Below are 17,240 nucleotides of genomic sequence, written 5' to 3' on the forward strand. Positions count from 1 at the left end.
CACACCGGGTGTCTCGAGTGAATTACTATCACCCAACCTCACGTGCCAGCACCTCAGCTTGCTGAACCACCTTTTTAATCGCATCTGCCTGTAGATCAGGTGGGAAGCCGTATTTGCGCAGGATACGGCGAATATTGACTCGCATCTTCTTGCGCACGTTTTCCTTACGCCACCAATCTACGGAGGCATTCCGACGAACGGTGTTTACCAATTCGGTAGCGATGACGCGTAGCTCTTCGTTCCCCATGAGTTCGCGTGCGCTTTCGTTGGTCGCCAAAGCGTCGTAGAAGGCGATCTCTTCCCCTGACAGGCCATCTTCGGGCTGCTGCTGCAGCTCTCGGGCCATGTCGATCATCTCCTGGATTACATGAAGCGCATCCACACTGCGGTTATGGTAGCGAGTCATGGCCTGCTCAAGGCGCTTAGAAAACGCCTCTTTTTGCGTGGTATTAGTTCGTGTGCGAGTCTTTATCTCGCCATTCAGAAGTTTTTTCAGTGCTTCAACTGCTAGGTTTTTGTGCTTATTGTTCTGTAGTCCCAGCAGGAAATCTTCGCTCAATACACCAATATCCGGACGATCAATTCCTGCGGCTTCAAGTATGTCGACGACCTCAGTCGAGGCAACAGCACGATTAAGGAGCTGCGAAATCGCCAACTCTGCCTCATCTAAGTTACGTGCTGAGCGGGAGCCGGCATCCATCTTACGGATAGCTGATTGCACCGCTGTAAAGAACCCTACCTCGTCTTTTACCTCGGCAGCCTCTGGTGTGCCTGATGCAATGCGGAACGCCTTCACCAAGCCAGCAACCGCTGTCATAAATCGTTTTTTCGAGTCTTGCCGGTCTGCAGGTGGCTTTCCGTCTACTGGCAAGGTCAGTGCATGTTCGATAGCCACTGGTAGCAAGCGTATTCTATCTTTGGGTGATCCATTCACTGCCGACATATAATCCACGTCATGGAACATCGAACGCATAATGTCGAGCTGCGTCATCAGTGCATGTACAGCCTCGCTTTGATCCACTCCTGTTTGTTGCCGGTCAGCATTGGAGTAGTGGTTCAACGCAGCTTTCAAATCAGCCGCGAGACCTATGTAGTCCACGACCAGTCCCGAAGGCTTCGCACCGAAAACACGGTTGATACGCGTGATCGCCTGCATCAATCCATGCCCCTTCATGGGTTTATCTACGTATAGGGTGTGCATACAGGGAGCATCAAATCCTGTTAGCCACATATCGCGCACTATCACCAGCTTGAATGGGTCGGCCGCATTACGATAACGGGTACGCAATGCCTCCAATCGAGCTTTGGAACGAACATGCGGTTGAAACTCTTCAGGATCTTGCGCCGCACCGGTCATAATCACTTTGACAGCGCCCTCGGCGTCCTCATCGGCATGCCATGCAGGTTGAGCGGCAACGATGCGGTTGTAGACCTCCACACAAATTCGGCGCGACATACAGACAATCATCGCTTTTCCGCCGTCCATGGCCTCCAGACGAGCATCAAAATGATTAAGAATATCCTCAACCACCTTGTCTAGCCTGGGGGCCGCTCCTACTAGTGCTTCTACACGGCTCCACTTCTTCGACATGGCATTACGTGCATCGTCGTCAATCTCAGTTCCGGCATCTTCGGCCTCGTCGAGTATCTCCTCGTATTCGGCGTCTAGTAGCTCACCTGCGTCAGCGTCCAACTCGATCTTGGCGACGCGGCCCTCATAATAGATCGGTACGGTAGCCCCGTCTTCGACCGCCTGGGCGATATCGTAGACATCGATATATTCACCAAAGACCCCTTGGGTATCAGCGCCTACTAGCGAGATAGGAGTGCCAGTAAAGCCCACATGTACGGCACTTGGTAAAGCACTTCGTAAGTGATGTGCATGGCCATATTTTGTTTCACCGGTTTCGGCATTCAGCTTGGCCTCTAGCCCATATTGCGAACGGTGGGCTTCATCGGCGAAGACAACAACATTGGAGCGGTCGGTCAACTGGGGCAGTTCCACTTCGCCTTTACCGGGGCGAAATTTCTGAATGGTGGCAAAGATAACGCCGCCTACCTTACGACCGTTCAGCTTGGATCGCAGGTCAGGAATATCCTCAGCTTGCTCAGGAGCTTCACCGAATAGCGCCGCACAGCGCGAGAAGGTAGCGAACAGCTGATTATCTAGATCATTACGGTCGGTCAAAACCAGAAGCGTAGGGTTTTGCATATCGGGATGCCGCATTAAGCGCCCAGCCAAAAAAGCCATCAGCAATGACTTGCCTGAACCTTGCGTGTGCCACATCACCCCGCCGCGCCCATCTCGTCCACGGGCCGATAGAACTGCATCCACACCTTTACGCACTGCATGGAACTGGTGATAGCCGGCAGCTTTCTTGATTGGACCTGCCCCCTCATCTTCAAAGACGGTGCAATAACGCATCAGGTCGAGAATGGTTTGCGGGTTTAGTAATCCATGAATCATCGTTTCCAATGCTAAGTCGCTGCCATCAGGTACCAATGTCTCGCCATCAACTGTTCGCCACCGCATAAATCGATCAAGGTTGGCACTCAATGTGCCATAACGGGCGGTGACACCTTCGGAGATCACGTTAAAAGCATTGGTTCGAAATAACTCTGGCAGCTGTGTTTTGTACGTCTGGATTTGGTTATAAGCCCCTTTAAGGGTGCCTGTTTCTGTACCCTTCAGCTCGACCACGACTAGGGGCATTCCATTCAGGAAGATAATTACATCAGGTCGCCGTGCCGTCTGGCCCACCACCTCAAATTGGTTAGTTACTAGCCAGTCGTTATCGCCGCTTTCCCAATCGATCAATCGCGTTATTGCATCCCGTTCTTCACCGTTTTCGATCCATGAAACTGGTACACCGTAAACTAACAGCTCATGCAGCCGTCGATTTTCCTGTATCAAATCATCGGAAAATTCTCGGTCACGCACGCGGTTGATAACCGTCTCGATAGCCTCACTCGAAAGCTCTGGGTTCAAGCGTGAAATTGCAGCACGCATGCGATCCAGTAGAAACACTTCGCGGAAACTCTCACGTGCGGGGTTGTCTGCCTCAGGTGATAGTTCCGAGCCATGCATATAGGCAAAGCCTAACGTTTGTAATGCTTCAAGTGTCCACTGTTCCAGGTCATCTTCCGATGCAAAAGCCATCAGCGTGTCTCCTCATCCTGCGTCCGGATCTGGCGGTTAAAACGTGCGAGTGGTTCGCTGAAGGCCGCCTCCAATTGTTGAATATGGGTAGATAGCCACGCGATCATGTCGGGCCAGACATCGCGATTGAAACCATCAAAGGGTTGGGCGAAAACCACGCGGCTGGCCTTTTTATCATCCATGCGCCGCCAATCAAGTTCAGCTCCGAAGGCTGACTCAATCTGCTCCTTTTGAGCAATAAGTTGGTCAAATACCCATTTATTCTCATCTGCATCGGAACGCTGGAGACTGAGCTCAACACGAGCTTCATCACGAGAGAAGATCATCTGATATGGACAGGAACGCATGCCTGATCCAGCGCTTAACCAATGATCCTTGGTCGGGCTGATGTTGCGGTAAAGGTCGACACCATCTTCGCGAAGCTTTTCTAGAGCCTTCTCCCAGAATGCAAGCCGCACCCCGTGACGTTTTTTCTGGATGTTCTGAACCGCCTTTTCCTCGTTTTCCTTACTCGACATGCCAATCATAAAATCCGCCGCTTCAGGCGTCGGGATAATTTGCTGGATGTCGACCATCAGCTCTTCACCGAAAGTAAAAGGTGTCACTTTGAAGCATTGCGTACGAATGCCTCGGCCAAGCAGCCAAAGCACCGTTGCGGTGACTTCTCGCCGAAAATTAGCAGCGATAAAAATCATTCGCTGGTCATTGCCGGGGTTGAGAACGGTCTCTTCCAGCTCTTCGACCTCCATAAACTCACAGATGCGTACTGCAGCATTTCCGCCACCGCAGTAGCGATCAAGGTATTGCTGGTAGATATCGACAATCTGCATATTGGTCAGGCCTGACACGTAGGCTGTATATTTCAGTGCTTGCCAAGTGACATCACGACCCGAGTCATCGAGCTTGTTCTCGATTACAACAAGGTTACCGTCTTTATCAAGCGCCAGGAGATCGAGCCGCTCGCGAGTTTCGTCGAAGCCATCGAATTCCTTCTGGATGATAAGTAGCTCTTCGCCTAGGGCATCTGGTTGATTAGCCAGCCACTCCTGCAGATGGTCGCGCTCGCGTAAATTCAAATCAGCAAAGCGTTTCTTGGTAAGACGAGACAGGCGATTTTGAGCGCGGTCAACACGAAACATTACCAGACCTCAAAGCGTGTAAGAGAACGTCTACCTGCGGCTTCAATCACAACATCCCGAATTGCGTTGCAGATTTCATCATCGCTTCGTGCAGGCATATTTTGCTGATCTTCACACACGGCGCAGCTGATGAGCACAGCTTCTTCGTTGGGTAGCTCACTTACAGTGCCGCTGATTATACCTTCTAGGGTTAACTCAAAGGCTGAAGTCAGGCTGCCACCATCGTTGTCATACTTCGCTTGATACCAACACCACTCATCCCAGACCGATTTCAAAGGTTTCGCGGTGTCATCAAATATGCCTGTAGCAGGTATTCTTTGCATGCCGTAGATAACTCGCTTAGCCAAAGCCTCCAAACGCTTCTCTGCAAATGCCGTTATTGGTTCAAAGTAATCGACATTCTCACACGGCTCTGTGAAAAGATAAGGGGTTGATACTTGGTAAGGACCTAAAGGCATTACACGACACCCTCTGCCATTTCGCGGGCCTCACCCACACGTAATTCACCGGACATCAGCCGGGGCAGCAAAGCGTCTCGGAGTGTGGCTAAAGTTTTGTTTTCGGCTTCATTGCTATCGATCTTATTTTGAATAGCACCGGCAATTTCTGCGTAAGCTTCGATGATCTTTTCACCGGGAAACGGCACTTCTAGCCGATAAGCATTTTCACGATTTAGCCCTGGTACCGCTGCGTCTGTATTCATATCAGATAGCGGAAGATGCTGAAGAGCGCGAAACGCGTAAACCATTGGCCATTCCGTTGTAACGTAGTACGTCGTGTCAATTGGCCAGCAACCGTGTGGTGCCCAAAAAACGGTTCCTACGGTCCCCTTGCGACCGACAACAACAGTTGGGTGTGCAACAAGAGCTTTTACATGCGTGCTACTTGTGCCACCCGAACCATAGACTGGAAAGTTTCCTGGTTCTCGAAGATCTTTTGTAAGCGCCTTGCCGTAGTTCAACTTAAGTAACTCACCTAAGCGTTGCATTCCCCAAGACTCAGGCAGACCATCATCGCCGAAACGGTCGGGAAAGAGAGCTGCAGTGGCATCATCCATATGAGAGGGTTTCAAACCCTGGCTTCGGGCGTGGACAGGGTCGAAGTCTAAGAACCAAGACTTAAATTTTGCTTCCGCCAAATTTTCCAGCGTCGCCACCATCTTGCTGTTCAACAAGATTTTATCGTCGAGCGCACCAAGAATATCGCCAATCTGTTTACGTTCTTGCAAGCTGAATTCGGGAACTTCAATGCTTGCGATTTGCTGCCAAGCTACGCGTTGGCGACCAGAGGTTCCCTCCATCCGTGATACAGCAACTTCACGAAAGCTTTCTGAACGAGTTAGGTAGTAGACAAAACTTTGGTCGCTCTGTTGTTTTGCCCTGGCCACAATGAACTCAGTCGAGCCAAAAGCCGTAACACCTTCTTGCAACCCTGAGACCAAAGCTCCTTTTCCGTTTTCAAGGCAGGGTGTGATCTTAGCAATCAGCGTATCGCCGTTCTGGAACTTCGAGCCTGAGCCCTTGAATAGACGGCTTGAAACATCTGCAATGTCTCTTCCGTTTTGAGGTAAAGCGGCCATTTCAACAAAAGGCGCTCTTTCGCCTTTCCGAATTTGTAGTTTTGGGTTGAGATCGGCCAAAGCATCAAAGCGCATCTTCGATTGCTCCTAACCGCGCTACAATAACGGACTCCAGCCGTCTTCCTTCTGCAAAATGATCTTGCAACTCCACGCTCAGGCGAGCGAATTTCTCCACAAAGGGCTCATTGTCTTCCTCGATTTCACTCGCACCCACGTAACGACCTGGCGTCAACACATAATTATGTTTAGCAATCTCCTCGACCTTGACGGACGCGCAGAACCCAGCTTCGTCTGAATATTCGCCTGCGGCTTTTTCGCCCCGCCATGCGTGGTAAGTGTTGGCGATTTTAGCGATCTCTTCGTCCGAAAGCTCTTTCTGCTTCCGGCTGCCTGTGATCAGCGCACCCATCTTGCGAGCGTCGATGAATAGCACTTCTCCCCGGCGGTCGCGCAATTTCCCGCCAGCCGCTTTGCCGTTAGATTTATCTTTAGCCAGAAACCACAAGCAGGCAGGTATCTGCGTACCGAAGAACAATTGCCCAGGTAGAGCTACCATGCAATCTACCGCGTCCTGTTCAACCATGGCTTTGCGGATATCGCCTTCACCTGACTGCATCGACGACATAGAGCCATTGGCCATCACTACGCCTCCAATACCATTGGCACTTAAGTGGTGATGTATATGGGCCATCCAGGCAAAGTTCGCGTTGCCAGCCGGAGGTGTACCAAAACGCCAGCGGCAATCTTCACGTAGGGCCTCGCCGTTCCAATCAGAAATGTTGAAGGGAGGATTCGCCAGGATGAAGTCAAAACGTTCATCGGCAAACGCGTCGCGGGTAAGCGTGCCTTCCTGGTTCCAACGAAGGTCACCGAAAATCCCACGTATGGCTAGGTTCATACGGGCTAGGCGAAAGGTAGTGTGGTTACGTTCCTGCCCATAAATGGCGATGTCATCAACTTCGCCTTGATGGGCAGTAATGAATTTTTCGGATTGCACAAAGAAACCGCCAGTGCCGCAACAAGGGTCATAGACACGGCCCGATGTTGGCTCCATCATCTCGACCATGATCGAAACGATGGTTTTAGGGGTGTAGAACTCACCGCCACGCTTGCCCTCGGAGCTCGCAAATTCGCTGATGAAGTATTCGTAAATACGCCCGATTAGGTCGAAGTCAGACTTGGTGCCATGCAGCTCCAGATTGGTGAACATCTCAATGAGACCGGTAACAATCGCTCGGTCTAAATTAGCGCGCCCAAAGACCTTTGGCAGCGCATCTTGTAACGAAGAGTTAGCTTTTTCGATCTCGCGCATGGCGTCATCAACTTGCACGCCGATATCGATAGACTTGGCGTTAGCAGCGAGCATGTCCCAGCGAGCTTTTTCCGGCACCCAGAAGATATTCTCTGCAGCGTATTCTTCAGGGTCTTCAAGGTCGATGTACTCGTCCTTAGCGAACTCTAAGCGCTTAGCTTCGAAGGCAGCCGAAACGTAACGCAAAAACAATAGGCCAAGAGCTACATGCTTGTATTCGCCTGCATCCATAGCGCCGCGCATCTTATCAGCAGCGGCAAACAGGGTCTTTTCAATACGTTCAGCCAAGGTGCTTCACTCCATCTATCAAGGGCAGTTACAGATGTATATGGCCATTCATGGTGGGAGATGGCATAAGATCAGAATATTCACTAAACCTTATCACAGCGGTCTGTCCCACAGCACCGCCATGATTGTCGTGTTATTACGCTTGAGGTAGTGAGATCACTCACCATCAACGTGTAACTCTCGTTTTTAAAGCGTTTCATGCTCTGATTTTAACTGCCTATGACAGGCTTGGCGCCAGTTGAGGGCTTGAAGTTGTTATATTCACTTAGGAGCAAATTATGGCGAAAAAAGATCGGCAGACAAATAGCTTTTATGGAACTGGCAATGATGAAACGCTTAATAAGCTCAAGGGCTCCATAGGCAAGTATGTTCAGCCGTTTGAACCAGTTGGCGGGGATGACTGGGAAGCCCTACTAGTGAAAGGCCTCACGCCCGACACCGCCCACGCAGATGAGCTCGCGACGCCTACCTTGAAGGAATTGGGAGAAGACTCAGACAGCGAGCAGTAAAGAACGACCTAGGGCTTGTGCCGTTTTTGCGCTTCTCTATACTGGCTATGCATACAGTTATGGAGATTTGCCTTATGACGACAACTGCTTCTTTGATGGGCAACGCCGCCCTATGTCCAGTGCCGCAGCCGCTGCCTATGTTCGCCAGTGCTGTGCGTGCCGGTTTTCCAAGCCCTGCTGATGATCATTTAGATGTGGAAATCGATCTTCACCGCCATGTGGTAAAGCGCCCAGCGGCAACATTTTTCGTGCGCGCTGAAGGTGACTCCATGCTGGGCGATGGTATCCATCACGGTGACCTGCTCGTTGTGGATCGCAGTCTGGAGCCGTTGCCCGGTCGCGTAATTGTGATCGCGGTAGACGGCGAGCTCACCGTGAAGCGGTTAGAGCGTGTCGGGCAGCGCGCCTACCTAAAGGTCAGTAACCCCGCCTACAAGCCTATTCCTCTGGAAGGTTGCGAATCGCATGTCTGGGGTGTCGTGACCCATGTCCTGCACAGCTTGCCGGGTGCTACGCCGCTATGATGGCCTTAGTTGATTGCAACAATTTCTACGTTAGTTGTGAGCGTGTCTTTAACCCAGCACTTGAGGGCCGCCCGGTTGGCGTACTCTCAAACAACGATGGCTGTATTGTTGCCCGTTCTAATGAGCTAAAAGCGCTGGGTGTCGAGATGGGCACAGCTAAGCATCTACTGCCTCCGTTTATCCGTCGCCAAGCGACGTTGCTATCGAGTAATTACGCGCTTTACGGAGATATGTCCCAGAGGGTCACCGAGGTGCTAGGCGAGTTTTCGCCACATGTAGAGGTGTACTCTATCGACGAAAGCTTTGTGGGTTTTCAGGGCTTTGATCCTACGACCCTAGAAGCCTACGGACAAAACTTACGCGAAACGGTACGGAAATGGACGGGTATTCCTGTTTCGGTCGGCTTCGCGCCTACCCGTGTGCTGGCCAAACTGGCAAACCACGCAGCAAAGAAGCACCCCGGCTACCGTGATCAAGGTATTTGTGAGCTAACGGCGGATAGCCCATCGACGCAGGCGCTTCTCAAGCAAATCCCGGTCTCCGAGCTATGGGGCATTGCTCGTCGCACTGGCGAACGATTAAGGTTAATGGGGATCGAGACGGCTTGGCAGCTTCGTGAAACAGACCCAAAGCAAATTCGCAGACACTTCAGCGTAGTGCAGGAACGCATCGTCTGGGAGTTGCGCGGAAAGCCCGCTATTCAACTAGACGATATGAGCAAGCCTAAACAGCAAATAATGGTCTCTCGCTCGTTCGGACGCCTCGCTACAACCCCCCACGACCTACGTGAAGCGATTCGCCAACACGCCGCCAGGGCAGGCGAAAAGCTACGTAAACAGCACAGCGTCACCAGTGCGGTAATGGTATTCGTGCGCACGAATGCTTTTCGTAACGACTTGCCTCAATACAACAACCGCGTGGTGATATCCCTCGAACGACCTACGGACGATAGCCACGACTTGATTCACGCAGCTGTTCAAGGGCTACGGCAACTATGGCGTAAGGGCTACGCCTATCACAAAGTAGGAGTGATGCTGTTAGATCTCACTCCAAAAGCTAACCGTCAACTGACACTGACGGAAACACCTCAAACAGAAGCCCAGGCAAAACGTAGCGAACAGCTGATGGCCACCGTGGATCGACTCAATAGTGAATTAGGCCGCGGTACGATACAGCTTGGCCTACCGCGTGCAGATAATGCCTGGTCGCTGCGCTCTGAGCACCGTACGCCGCGCTACACAACGCGCTGGGATGAGCTAGTTAACGTTAAGCTTTAAGCGAGAGCGCTTCTAATGAAAAAAGCTCAGAATGATGAGCAAGCCAAGTATCCAGGTGCTAAGGTAGTTTAGAAAACTGCAGTGCGTACTGTATTTGGAGAACAGGATGCCATTAGCCCAGCCATTCAAAGATGATTTCATAGAGCGTGTATTTGCGTATCGCGTGTTTGATTTACGTGATCGCTTCCCTCAACCGTTAGAAACGTTTCGGCAAGCACTGGAGTGCTTACAAAGCGGTGACGCTTACCTGCCGGATATGAGTGGTGAGATAGTAGCTTACCTCCGTGGCGGTCGTGCGCTTCACATCCCCAAGCATTTTTTCATCCGCCAAAGTGGCAATAGCTCCGCTGTAGTTCCCCCGAAAGAAAATGATCAGGTCTGTGAAGCAGTGAATGCCTGGTTACGAGACGCACTGTTGCAAGACTCGAAAGACGCGCTAGATGCTTCAACGGTTAGACCCGCTCGGCTCAACATACTGCTAGATGAATGCGATCCCAATGCACCGGAACCTGACGATATTCAGGCATGGCAGCACATGAGCGATGTCGGGAGAGAAGCTATTGACACTCCGTGTAGAGAAGATATTTGGGAAGCAGCGGTTCAAGCGACGGGTGAAGTGCAGGCAAGGCGCTGGATGAAAACAGCGCACCCTCAGCTTGGCAGTAAAAGCCCCAACCTGTGTATTGAGGAAGATCCTAATCGGGTTTATGAGCTTGTTGTGCGGGTAGGGTGTGGGAAGGCTAATGACTGATGACTTGCTTAGCAGGAACTCACTGCACGAACTTTGCCTCTTTTCACAAAGGGCACCGCGAAATGTTGGCAGTTTTCAGCCAAGCCGGGTGTTCCTCTGAGATATAAAACGGGACAGGGTCATTGATGGACATTTCTTAGATCAGAATGAAATGGAAGATTAGGTACATGTTACATTTTCCTACCAAGAATCGTGGGGTATAAAAATTGGAAGTAGAAATTTGGGATGGCGGATTACAAGAGCAAGAAGTATCAGCTATTGAAAAAATAGAGGCTGCTTTTTCTGATAAGACTCAAGTGGCCAGAAATCAATCTAATGGAGGCTCTCTGCGTGATCAACTTCAGGGAGCTGGCTTGGGAAAAAAAGGAATGTTCCCGTGGAAAGGTTATGCGGGGTTTCGATTTGTAGAGTCAAAGAAGGAAGGTGAGTTTGACCTAGTAATAGTTACGCATTGTAACGTTATCATAGTCGAGCTCAAAGACTGGAATCACCATCCAGTCACAGCCAAAGGAGATATTTGGTACAAAGGCGATCAAAATATGGGGCGCTCTCCAGTGAGCGTGACGCGCTCCAAAAAATTCACGCTAGAAAATAAGCTAAAGCGTCTGGCTCACAAGTTTTCAAACAAAGGATACCCCCCTCGCGTTTATTTCTTTGTCGTTATGACAGGGGATGCTGATTTTAGTCAATTGCCAGAGGAGCAGCTTCATCACACGATAGCGTTACGAAAGTTTTTGAAGTTCGCTAATGAGGGTACCTTTAACAACCACTTCAGGCCCCACCCAAATGCCAAAGTCCTTAATCAGGACTTTGGCATTTTTGACGAGCTTTTCCTAGGCCCACAGACAGTCCCGAAAGCGTTGAGAATAGACGGTTACGAAGCTAAAGATGAGATTTTCACGCACCCCAAAAATATCTATCGAGAATACCTAGCAAAGTCTGAAATTTCTTCAAATTCCGAAGCGCTGCTTCGAGTATGGAATTTCAATAAAGTTGAGGGTGGAAAAGCGTACACGCCTGATGGAAGAGCCGATATTGTTTCGCGTGAACGTACAATTCTTCAGTACCTCAATCATCAGAACCGTGACTTGTACAATCACTGCTTGCGTTCGTTAACCAGCTTTCAAAAAGACCAGATAACAGCAGAGTACTGCGAAGTCTATGAATTGCCACCTGGGCATATGCGATTTAACGAGTTTGTCGGGAAATATGGGGCAACCTTCTCTAATCAAGACAGGCTAAACGTCACCAAGCTCTTAATTGCAAAATTTGCCGATCTGCATGATGCGAAAGTCGCACACAGAGATATTGCGGATCACAGCCTTTGGATCTCGCCATCAAAAGAGATTGCTCTATCTAATTTCATATCAGCCTATCATCGCCCCGCCGGGACAGTTGGTGACTATAGAAAGGCGCTTTCGGTTGGTGCAGTTGAAGCACAAGATATGCTGGATGACAGTAATTTAACCCCTTATCAGCAGGATGTGCATGCCTTGGGCTTGGTGTGTTGGCATCTGCTCAATGGGCGTCGAATGTCTCCAGAAAGTATGAAAACAATACAGGATGAGATGCTCGCATGTGACGAATGGTATTCAGAGGTTCTTTTAGACGCCACTGCGGCGAATTTTTCAAGCGCATCAGAATTCTTTAATGCTTTGATAAAAGCCGAGCCCATTGATGATGAGATACCTACGTTTGATGATGCTGAACTAGCACCATACCGACACGCTATTAATCATTTGCGGCAGTACCGTGAAGATGGTGAGTTCATCGTCGAAACGTCGGATAAGGAAGTCTACGTATCTGATGGCCGATTGGTTAAAGCATGGCTCGATTGCGGTAGCCAAGGTGCTTCCTCAATCTCTAATTTCCAGGTGCTCAACTTCCTGAAACGATTGGATAAACTCAAATCAGTAAAACCTACTTATCTGCCTGCCATTCAAGACTATGGCATCGCTTCTAAGTCCTCGGCACTGTATTTAATAACTGATCTGATTGATGGCGATACATGGAGCGCAGCTCAAATTGAGGAGGAATTGCGCCTGGATACGGTCTCCAAGTTAGTCGCGGCACTGGAACACCTGCATGGACTCGGACTTTCTCATGGTGATCTACACCCTCAAAACGTTATTATTGAAAAGGAAAGTTTGTCGCTTTTCTTGATCGATATTCCTGATTTTACGCCTTCTAATGATGAGCCTAAAAATCATCAATACAGTCCAGACAATATCGATGGATGCACGTCATTTGAGCGCGATAACTTCGCAGTCATGAAAATGTCCTGCGAGCTATTGGGAATAGCTTGGGGCGAAAAATCAGATCAGTTCTCTGGGATCGCTGACGCAGTTCGAGCAGAGTTGGAAGACCCCCAATTTGGATTCAAAGACCTTGGGCGCTTTAACAAATCCTTAAGTACCCCAGAAGCTGAAGCTGAACAGGAGCCTATTGAAATCATCGCAGGTAATGCAGACGAAGCTGTAACGTTACTTCCTGACAATGGTCATCTTTACTGCCGAGTTGAGAAAAATCCTAAAGACTCATCCGAGGTAAGAGTCACCTTCGCGGGAATTGGAGGGATTTTCTCTGCGATGTACAACAAGGACAAGACAACACTTGTAGTTGGATTTAAACCAAAACATCGATCATCGGTGAGCAAGTGGGATGCTGAAGAAAGCCAATTCGAATTGTCGTGTGCTATCAAGGTTATACCGGGCAAGCCACAAAATTTATCGGCACTGTCCTCCCTACTGGTCGAGAACGAAGCTTTTCATCGAGCCGTTGAGTTGGCCACGGCACTGGAAGATAAGGAACAGGACGAGCCGCAAAATGAGAGCGGTGCGCTTACGGTTGAACTGGAAGAAGCTTTCGAGCGCTTGCATGAGCAGGCTGGAGAGCAACCTGAGAATCCTAAAATTGCCATTTCTACTGCGAAGCTTTGGCAGGCGATTCTCGATACAGAAACACAATCCCTTCCAAATGTTGAAATCGACGGTGAAATTTCATCCATCGGGAAATCTGATGGTGGGGTCATCATTCCGTACTCTGCCGAAGTTGATCCCTTGGGTGCATTTACTGCCTCTGACGAAGTAGAGGCGTTACTTGTGGATGAAGAAGGCGGTGAAAGGTTCTTGGGAGAGGTTTGCTTGAAATCCTCAACGCTCAATTCAGTGCGCCTCCTCAAAGCCCGGGGATCTGCGTATCACTTGAAGAACAGTGATATCGTATTTTTCAGATCAAGGCAGGACAGGGCTTCTTACCGCAAGAGGAAAGCAGCGCTGGAACGTCTACTAGACCGAGAAGGCGCTATGCCGGAACTGGTGGATTTGTTCGATCCTTCATGCGATAGGCCCGCTACGCAGTATGGTGTTGAGCCAACAGAGGAAGAATTTTCTCACTATGATAGAGAAGATCAACACGGGAATAGAATTAGCCTCAATCCTCAGCAACGAGAAGCGTTTGCGAAATTGGTCAACAACGGTCCTTTATCATTGCTACAGGGCCCTCCCGGAACAGGAAAAACGGAGTTCATTGCAGCCTTTGTTCACTACTTAGTCGAAAAACAGAAAACCAAACGGATTTTGCTGGTAAGTCAATCACATGAAGCGGTGAACACTGCTGCGGAGCGAATCAGACGACACTGCGCTCGACTCAATACGGACTTAGAGGTTGTTCGATTTAGTAACCGCGAGGGCGCTGTGTCGACAGGTCTAAAAGATGTCTATTCTCACGCCATCACTGCAGAAAAAAGAGAGCTATTTGATGCAGAGATGAAATACAGGGTTGAAGCACTAAGTGATGCTCTGGGGCTCCAGCCTGAATTCATTTCCAGTGTTGTTATGGCGGAGCTGAAACTGTTCAGTAAGGTCGACCACCTGGAGACGCTTTTAGATCGAGTGGATGTTGTGACTGATGATGAAGATATCAAACAATTAAAGAAAATTGCCGTCGAACTAGATAGTTCAATTCGTGAAGAGCTAAACACTAAGTTTGGTATTGAGTTGCAACAAGGTGCACGAATTTCTGATGTCAAAGACAAAGTACTATCTAAGTTATGCTTCGATTACGGAGTAAGGCCTGACGAAGCTCGCCGCGTACGAGCCTTATCCAAGGTGTCGCGAGATATGCACAACGCCTTGTCTGCTGAGCGAGTCAATTATGACGAGTTTTTTGCTCGTTCCCGCCAATTAGTGGCAGGCACCTGTGTTGGTATCGGTCAAGGGCACATAGGCATTCATGACAATATTTACGATTGGGTAATTATTGATGAAGCGGCGCGCTCGATCTCTAGTGAACTTGCTATCGCCATGCAATCCGCCAAGCGAGTGCTGTTGGTTGGTGATCACCTACAACTACCCCCGCTCTACTCTGATGCTCACAAGCAAGCCTTGGGACGAAAGCTAGGGATAAGCAGCAAACACACCGAGTTCGATGAAGCTCTGCGCAGCGATTTTGCGAGGGCATTTAATTCTAAGTATGGCAAACAGACCAGCGCTGCACTATTGACTCAATATAGGATGGCCGCGCCCATAGGTAATCTTGTTTCAGAGACATTCTACAAAGGAACATTGCAGAATGGCGATAGAAGTATTCCTGATATCTACGATAGTGCGCCCGCTGTATTACGCAACGTCGTTACTTGGATTGATACAGCAAGTTTAGGCCAAAAAGCCCACCATTCCCAAGGTAATGGCACCAGTATTTATAATAGAAGCGAAGCCGATGAAATCATAGCTCTTCTAAAAGAATTATCTGAAAACGTAGAGTTTATGAAAGGGCTTGACGGCGTCATCGGTGAAAATGAAGCCGGGATTGGAGTTATTTGTATGTATGCTGAGCAAAAGCACATCCTGCGCATGAAATTCAACCAGGAAGCGTGGAATGAAGGTTTTAAAGACCTAGTGAAGATAGACACCGTGGACAGCTATCAAGGTAAAGAGAATCGGATAATTATTTTATCCCTTACTCGTTCTGACAAACGACTTACTCCAGGTTTTCTGAGAGCGCCGAATCGAATAAACGTGGCCATGTCACGCGCCATGGATCGATTAGTAATTGTTGGCAACGCAGACATGTGGAAAGGCAGTAATAAAGATATGCCTCTTGGTAAGGTTTTGCGCTTTATGAACGAGCGTGGTAGCGCGGCTGGTTACACCTTTTTGTCTGCTCGTCAGGGTGGTAAATACTAATGGATTCAGAAAACAAAATGACTTATCAGGAAGTCGATTTCCTTCTTCCGGCACAAAGATTCAATATCCAGTTTTCTTATATAACTCAAAAAGGGTTACCATTTATTAGAGAGTACGTTCTCCGTCTGGTTCACATCGCTCCAATGAGTAAATCCCAAATAGCCACTTACTTCGGTCTTAGCCGGCTTGAGACCGAAGAGGCTGTATCAGATTTAGTTCAGCGAGGAGAGTTGACACTTTCAGATACCGGGCGACTCATGCTGACAGGACTCTCACAAGGTTACTTCACGGACTTAGGGGAAACTCCTCAACTTTCGGCAGTCTTGGAAAGCGGTGCGACACTTTCCTTTGATTTGGCCAGCTTTAGCTGTTTTAGCAACCAAAATGTGAACGATGGCTGGAGAGCTGGTATTTCACTGGAGGTGGATCGGAACCATATCTCTCAAAGTGAAAAGCTGGTTGAGAAGCACTTCCAAAATCAATTTTCCCAGATACTTGAGAAAGATTTTTTGCCTAAGGCTGTAAGCCAAGATTCCAAGGAGAGACCATACGTCTACACGGTAAATGCAGTAAACAAATTACGAGATTTACCTCTTCGTCTTACGACAAAGTTTAAAGTTGGAAAAGACGGAGAATCAGTAGAAAGAGACAATTTTGAGCAGCTAAATGACTCTGAAATCGTGCATGGGCTTATCGCGATAAGTCTATCAAAGCTAGTGCGACCCTCAAATACGATGGCTCTTATGCAGGCGATGATTGAGATCGGGGATGAGGACACATTGAAGGTCTTTGATCCTAAAACTAACTCCGCCAATCCAAGTTTCATAGATGATTTACAAAAGCTGGAAGAACACAATGGGGCGGATCGAAAGACGTTCGTAGGTCAGATATATACTCAATCAAACTGGGAACAGTTCCAAAGTATTCTTGCGCCGATACTGACGAAGCGTATCAAGGCTAAATCAGGTCACAGCGATGACCGCTTTACATGGATTGCTCCGTCCGATCCTTTTTGGGCCAAAAATGACAGAGCAAGGGCAGCGATTAGCGATTTCATCAACAGGGCGTCCACCAAGAATAAGCAACTATACAAACCAACTCTATATGTACCTGTATTTGGGCCTGATGACACCCGTGCCGCTAAAAGTTGGTGTCATGAGTTCAGAAGCTTTGAAAAGTCTATCAATGGACTATCTGAGGGCATGCTTGGTAGCAGCGTTGAAATAATCCATTTCGAAGGAGAGTTTGTAGTTGTTGTGTATCACTTCTCACAGCCCGAAACGTTGCCAGTATCTATGCCAATAGGTTTTATTTCTACCAATAAAGCTACTGTAGAAAGAGTAGGTCGCCTTGTATACGGTTATATCGATGGTAGCTCTTCGTTTGATAGGCCAAACGATTGTGGATCTATCTCGTCAATAGCTAAAAGTCGCTGATCAATTTGATATAGAGCTTCTTTCGCATTCAGTGCAGCACCCCAGCGTATCGGCAGCTAGTTTCTGACAACCATAGCCG

The 17,240-nt window shown here is 48.9% G+C and carries 11 protein-coding genes; 6 read left to right on the forward strand and 5 right to left on the reverse strand.

Annotation, left to right across the window (positions count from 1 at the left end):
• Positions 1-28: 28 nt before the first annotated feature.
• The 5 genes from LG301_RS11215 to LG301_RS11235 are packed head-to-tail and all read right to left on the reverse strand — an operon-like array spanning position 29 to position 7,478.
• Positions 29-3,160 (reverse strand): type I restriction endonuclease subunit R, encoded by a 3,132-nt coding sequence (locus LG301_RS11215; protein WP_404471239.1) that lies wholly within the window; start codon positions 3,158-3,160, stop codon positions 29-31.
• The gene (locus LG301_RS11220; RefSeq protein ID WP_404471240.1) at positions 3,160-4,299 is read right to left on the reverse strand and encodes a DUF4268 domain-containing protein; all 1,140 of its coding nucleotides are present in this window, start codon (positions 4,297-4,299) and stop codon (positions 3,160-3,162) included. Before LG301_RS11220 ends, LG301_RS11215 begins: the two co-directional genes overlap by 1 nt.
• On the reverse strand, positions 4,299-4,757 hold the full coding sequence (locus tag LG301_RS11225) for a hypothetical protein (protein ID WP_404471241.1): 459 nt from the start codon (positions 4,755-4,757) through the stop codon (positions 4,299-4,301). Before LG301_RS11225 ends, LG301_RS11220 begins: the two co-directional genes overlap by 1 nt.
• The gene (locus tag LG301_RS11230; RefSeq protein ID WP_404471242.1) at positions 4,757-5,953 is read right to left on the reverse strand and encodes a restriction endonuclease subunit S; all 1,197 of its coding nucleotides are present in this window, start codon (positions 5,951-5,953) and stop codon (positions 4,757-4,759) included. Before LG301_RS11230 ends, LG301_RS11225 begins: the two co-directional genes overlap by 1 nt.
• On the reverse strand, positions 5,943-7,478 hold the full coding sequence (locus LG301_RS11235; protein ID WP_404471244.1) for an N-6 DNA methylase: 1,536 nt from the start codon (positions 7,476-7,478) through the stop codon (positions 5,943-5,945). The genes LG301_RS11230 and LG301_RS11235 overlap by 11 nt, the downstream gene beginning before the upstream one ends.
• A gap of 278 nt (positions 7,479-7,756) precedes the next feature.
• Here LG301_RS11235 and LG301_RS11240 point away from each other — a divergent pair, with 278 nt between their 5' ends.
• The 6 genes from LG301_RS11240 (at position 7,757) to LG301_RS11265 (ending at position 17,161) form a co-directional block, all read left to right on the forward strand.
• On the forward strand, positions 7,757-7,987 hold the full coding sequence (locus LG301_RS11240) for a hypothetical protein (protein WP_404471245.1): 231 nt from the start codon (positions 7,757-7,759) through the stop codon (positions 7,985-7,987).
• A gap of 74 nt (positions 7,988-8,061) precedes the next feature.
• A complete protein-coding gene (locus tag LG301_RS11245) occupies positions 8,062-8,511 on the forward strand; it encodes a LexA family protein (RefSeq protein ID WP_404471246.1) in 450 nt (149 codons plus the stop codon).
• The gene (locus LG301_RS11250) at positions 8,508-9,788 is read left to right on the forward strand and encodes a Y-family DNA polymerase (RefSeq protein WP_404471247.1); all 1,281 of its coding nucleotides are present in this window, start codon (positions 8,508-8,510) and stop codon (positions 9,786-9,788) included. The genes LG301_RS11245 and LG301_RS11250 overlap by 4 nt, the downstream gene beginning before the upstream one ends.
• A gap of 106 nt (positions 9,789-9,894) precedes the next feature.
• Positions 9,895-10,539 (forward strand): hypothetical protein, encoded by a 645-nt coding sequence (locus tag LG301_RS11255; protein ID WP_404471248.1) that lies wholly within the window; start codon positions 9,895-9,897, stop codon positions 10,537-10,539.
• 206 nt (positions 10,540-10,745) lie between these two features.
• Positions 10,746-15,725: an AAA domain-containing protein gene (locus LG301_RS11260; protein WP_404471249.1), complete on the forward strand. Its 4,980-nt coding sequence runs from the start codon at positions 10,746-10,748 to the stop codon at positions 15,723-15,725.
• The gene (locus tag LG301_RS11265; protein WP_404471250.1) at positions 15,725-17,161 is read left to right on the forward strand and encodes a hypothetical protein; all 1,437 of its coding nucleotides are present in this window, start codon (positions 15,725-15,727) and stop codon (positions 17,159-17,161) included. The genes LG301_RS11260 and LG301_RS11265 overlap by 1 nt, the downstream gene beginning before the upstream one ends.
• Positions 17,162-17,240: the final 79 nt, after the last annotated feature.

The sequence above is a fragment of the Vreelandella venusta genome, from assembly GCF_044809155.1.
In the GTDB taxonomy this organism is placed as follows: Bacteria; Pseudomonadota; Gammaproteobacteria; order Pseudomonadales; family Halomonadaceae; genus Vreelandella; species Vreelandella venusta_B.

Bases quoted from the DNA above. Each gene is read 5' to 3' on its own strand.
- LG301_RS11215 (WP_404471239.1), bottom strand. From the start codon at position 3,160: ATGGCTTTTGCATCGGAAGATGACCTGGAACAGTGGACACTTGAAGCA.
- LG301_RS11220 (WP_404471240.1), bottom strand. From the start codon at position 4,299: ATGTTTCGTGTTGACCGCGCTCAAAATCGCCTGTCTCGTCTTACCAAG.
- LG301_RS11225 (WP_404471241.1), bottom strand. From the start codon at position 4,757: ATGCCTTTAGGTCCTTACCAAGTATCAACCCCTTATCTTTTCACAGAG.
- LG301_RS11230 (WP_404471242.1), bottom strand. From the start codon at position 5,953: ATGCGCTTTGATGCTTTGGCCGATCTCAACCCAAAACTACAAATTCGG.
- LG301_RS11240 (WP_404471245.1), top strand. From the start codon at position 7,757: ATGGCGAAAAAAGATCGGCAGACAAATAGCTTTTATGGAACTGGCAAT.
- LG301_RS11245 (WP_404471246.1), top strand. From the start codon at position 8,062: ATGACGACAACTGCTTCTTTGATGGGCAACGCCGCCCTATGTCCAGTG.
- LG301_RS11250 (WP_404471247.1), top strand. From the start codon at position 8,508: ATGATGGCCTTAGTTGATTGCAACAATTTCTACGTTAGTTGTGAGCGT.
- LG301_RS11255 (WP_404471248.1), top strand. From the start codon at position 9,895: ATGCCATTAGCCCAGCCATTCAAAGATGATTTCATAGAGCGTGTATTT.
- LG301_RS11265 (WP_404471250.1), top strand. From the start codon at position 15,725: ATGGATTCAGAAAACAAAATGACTTATCAGGAAGTCGATTTCCTTCTT.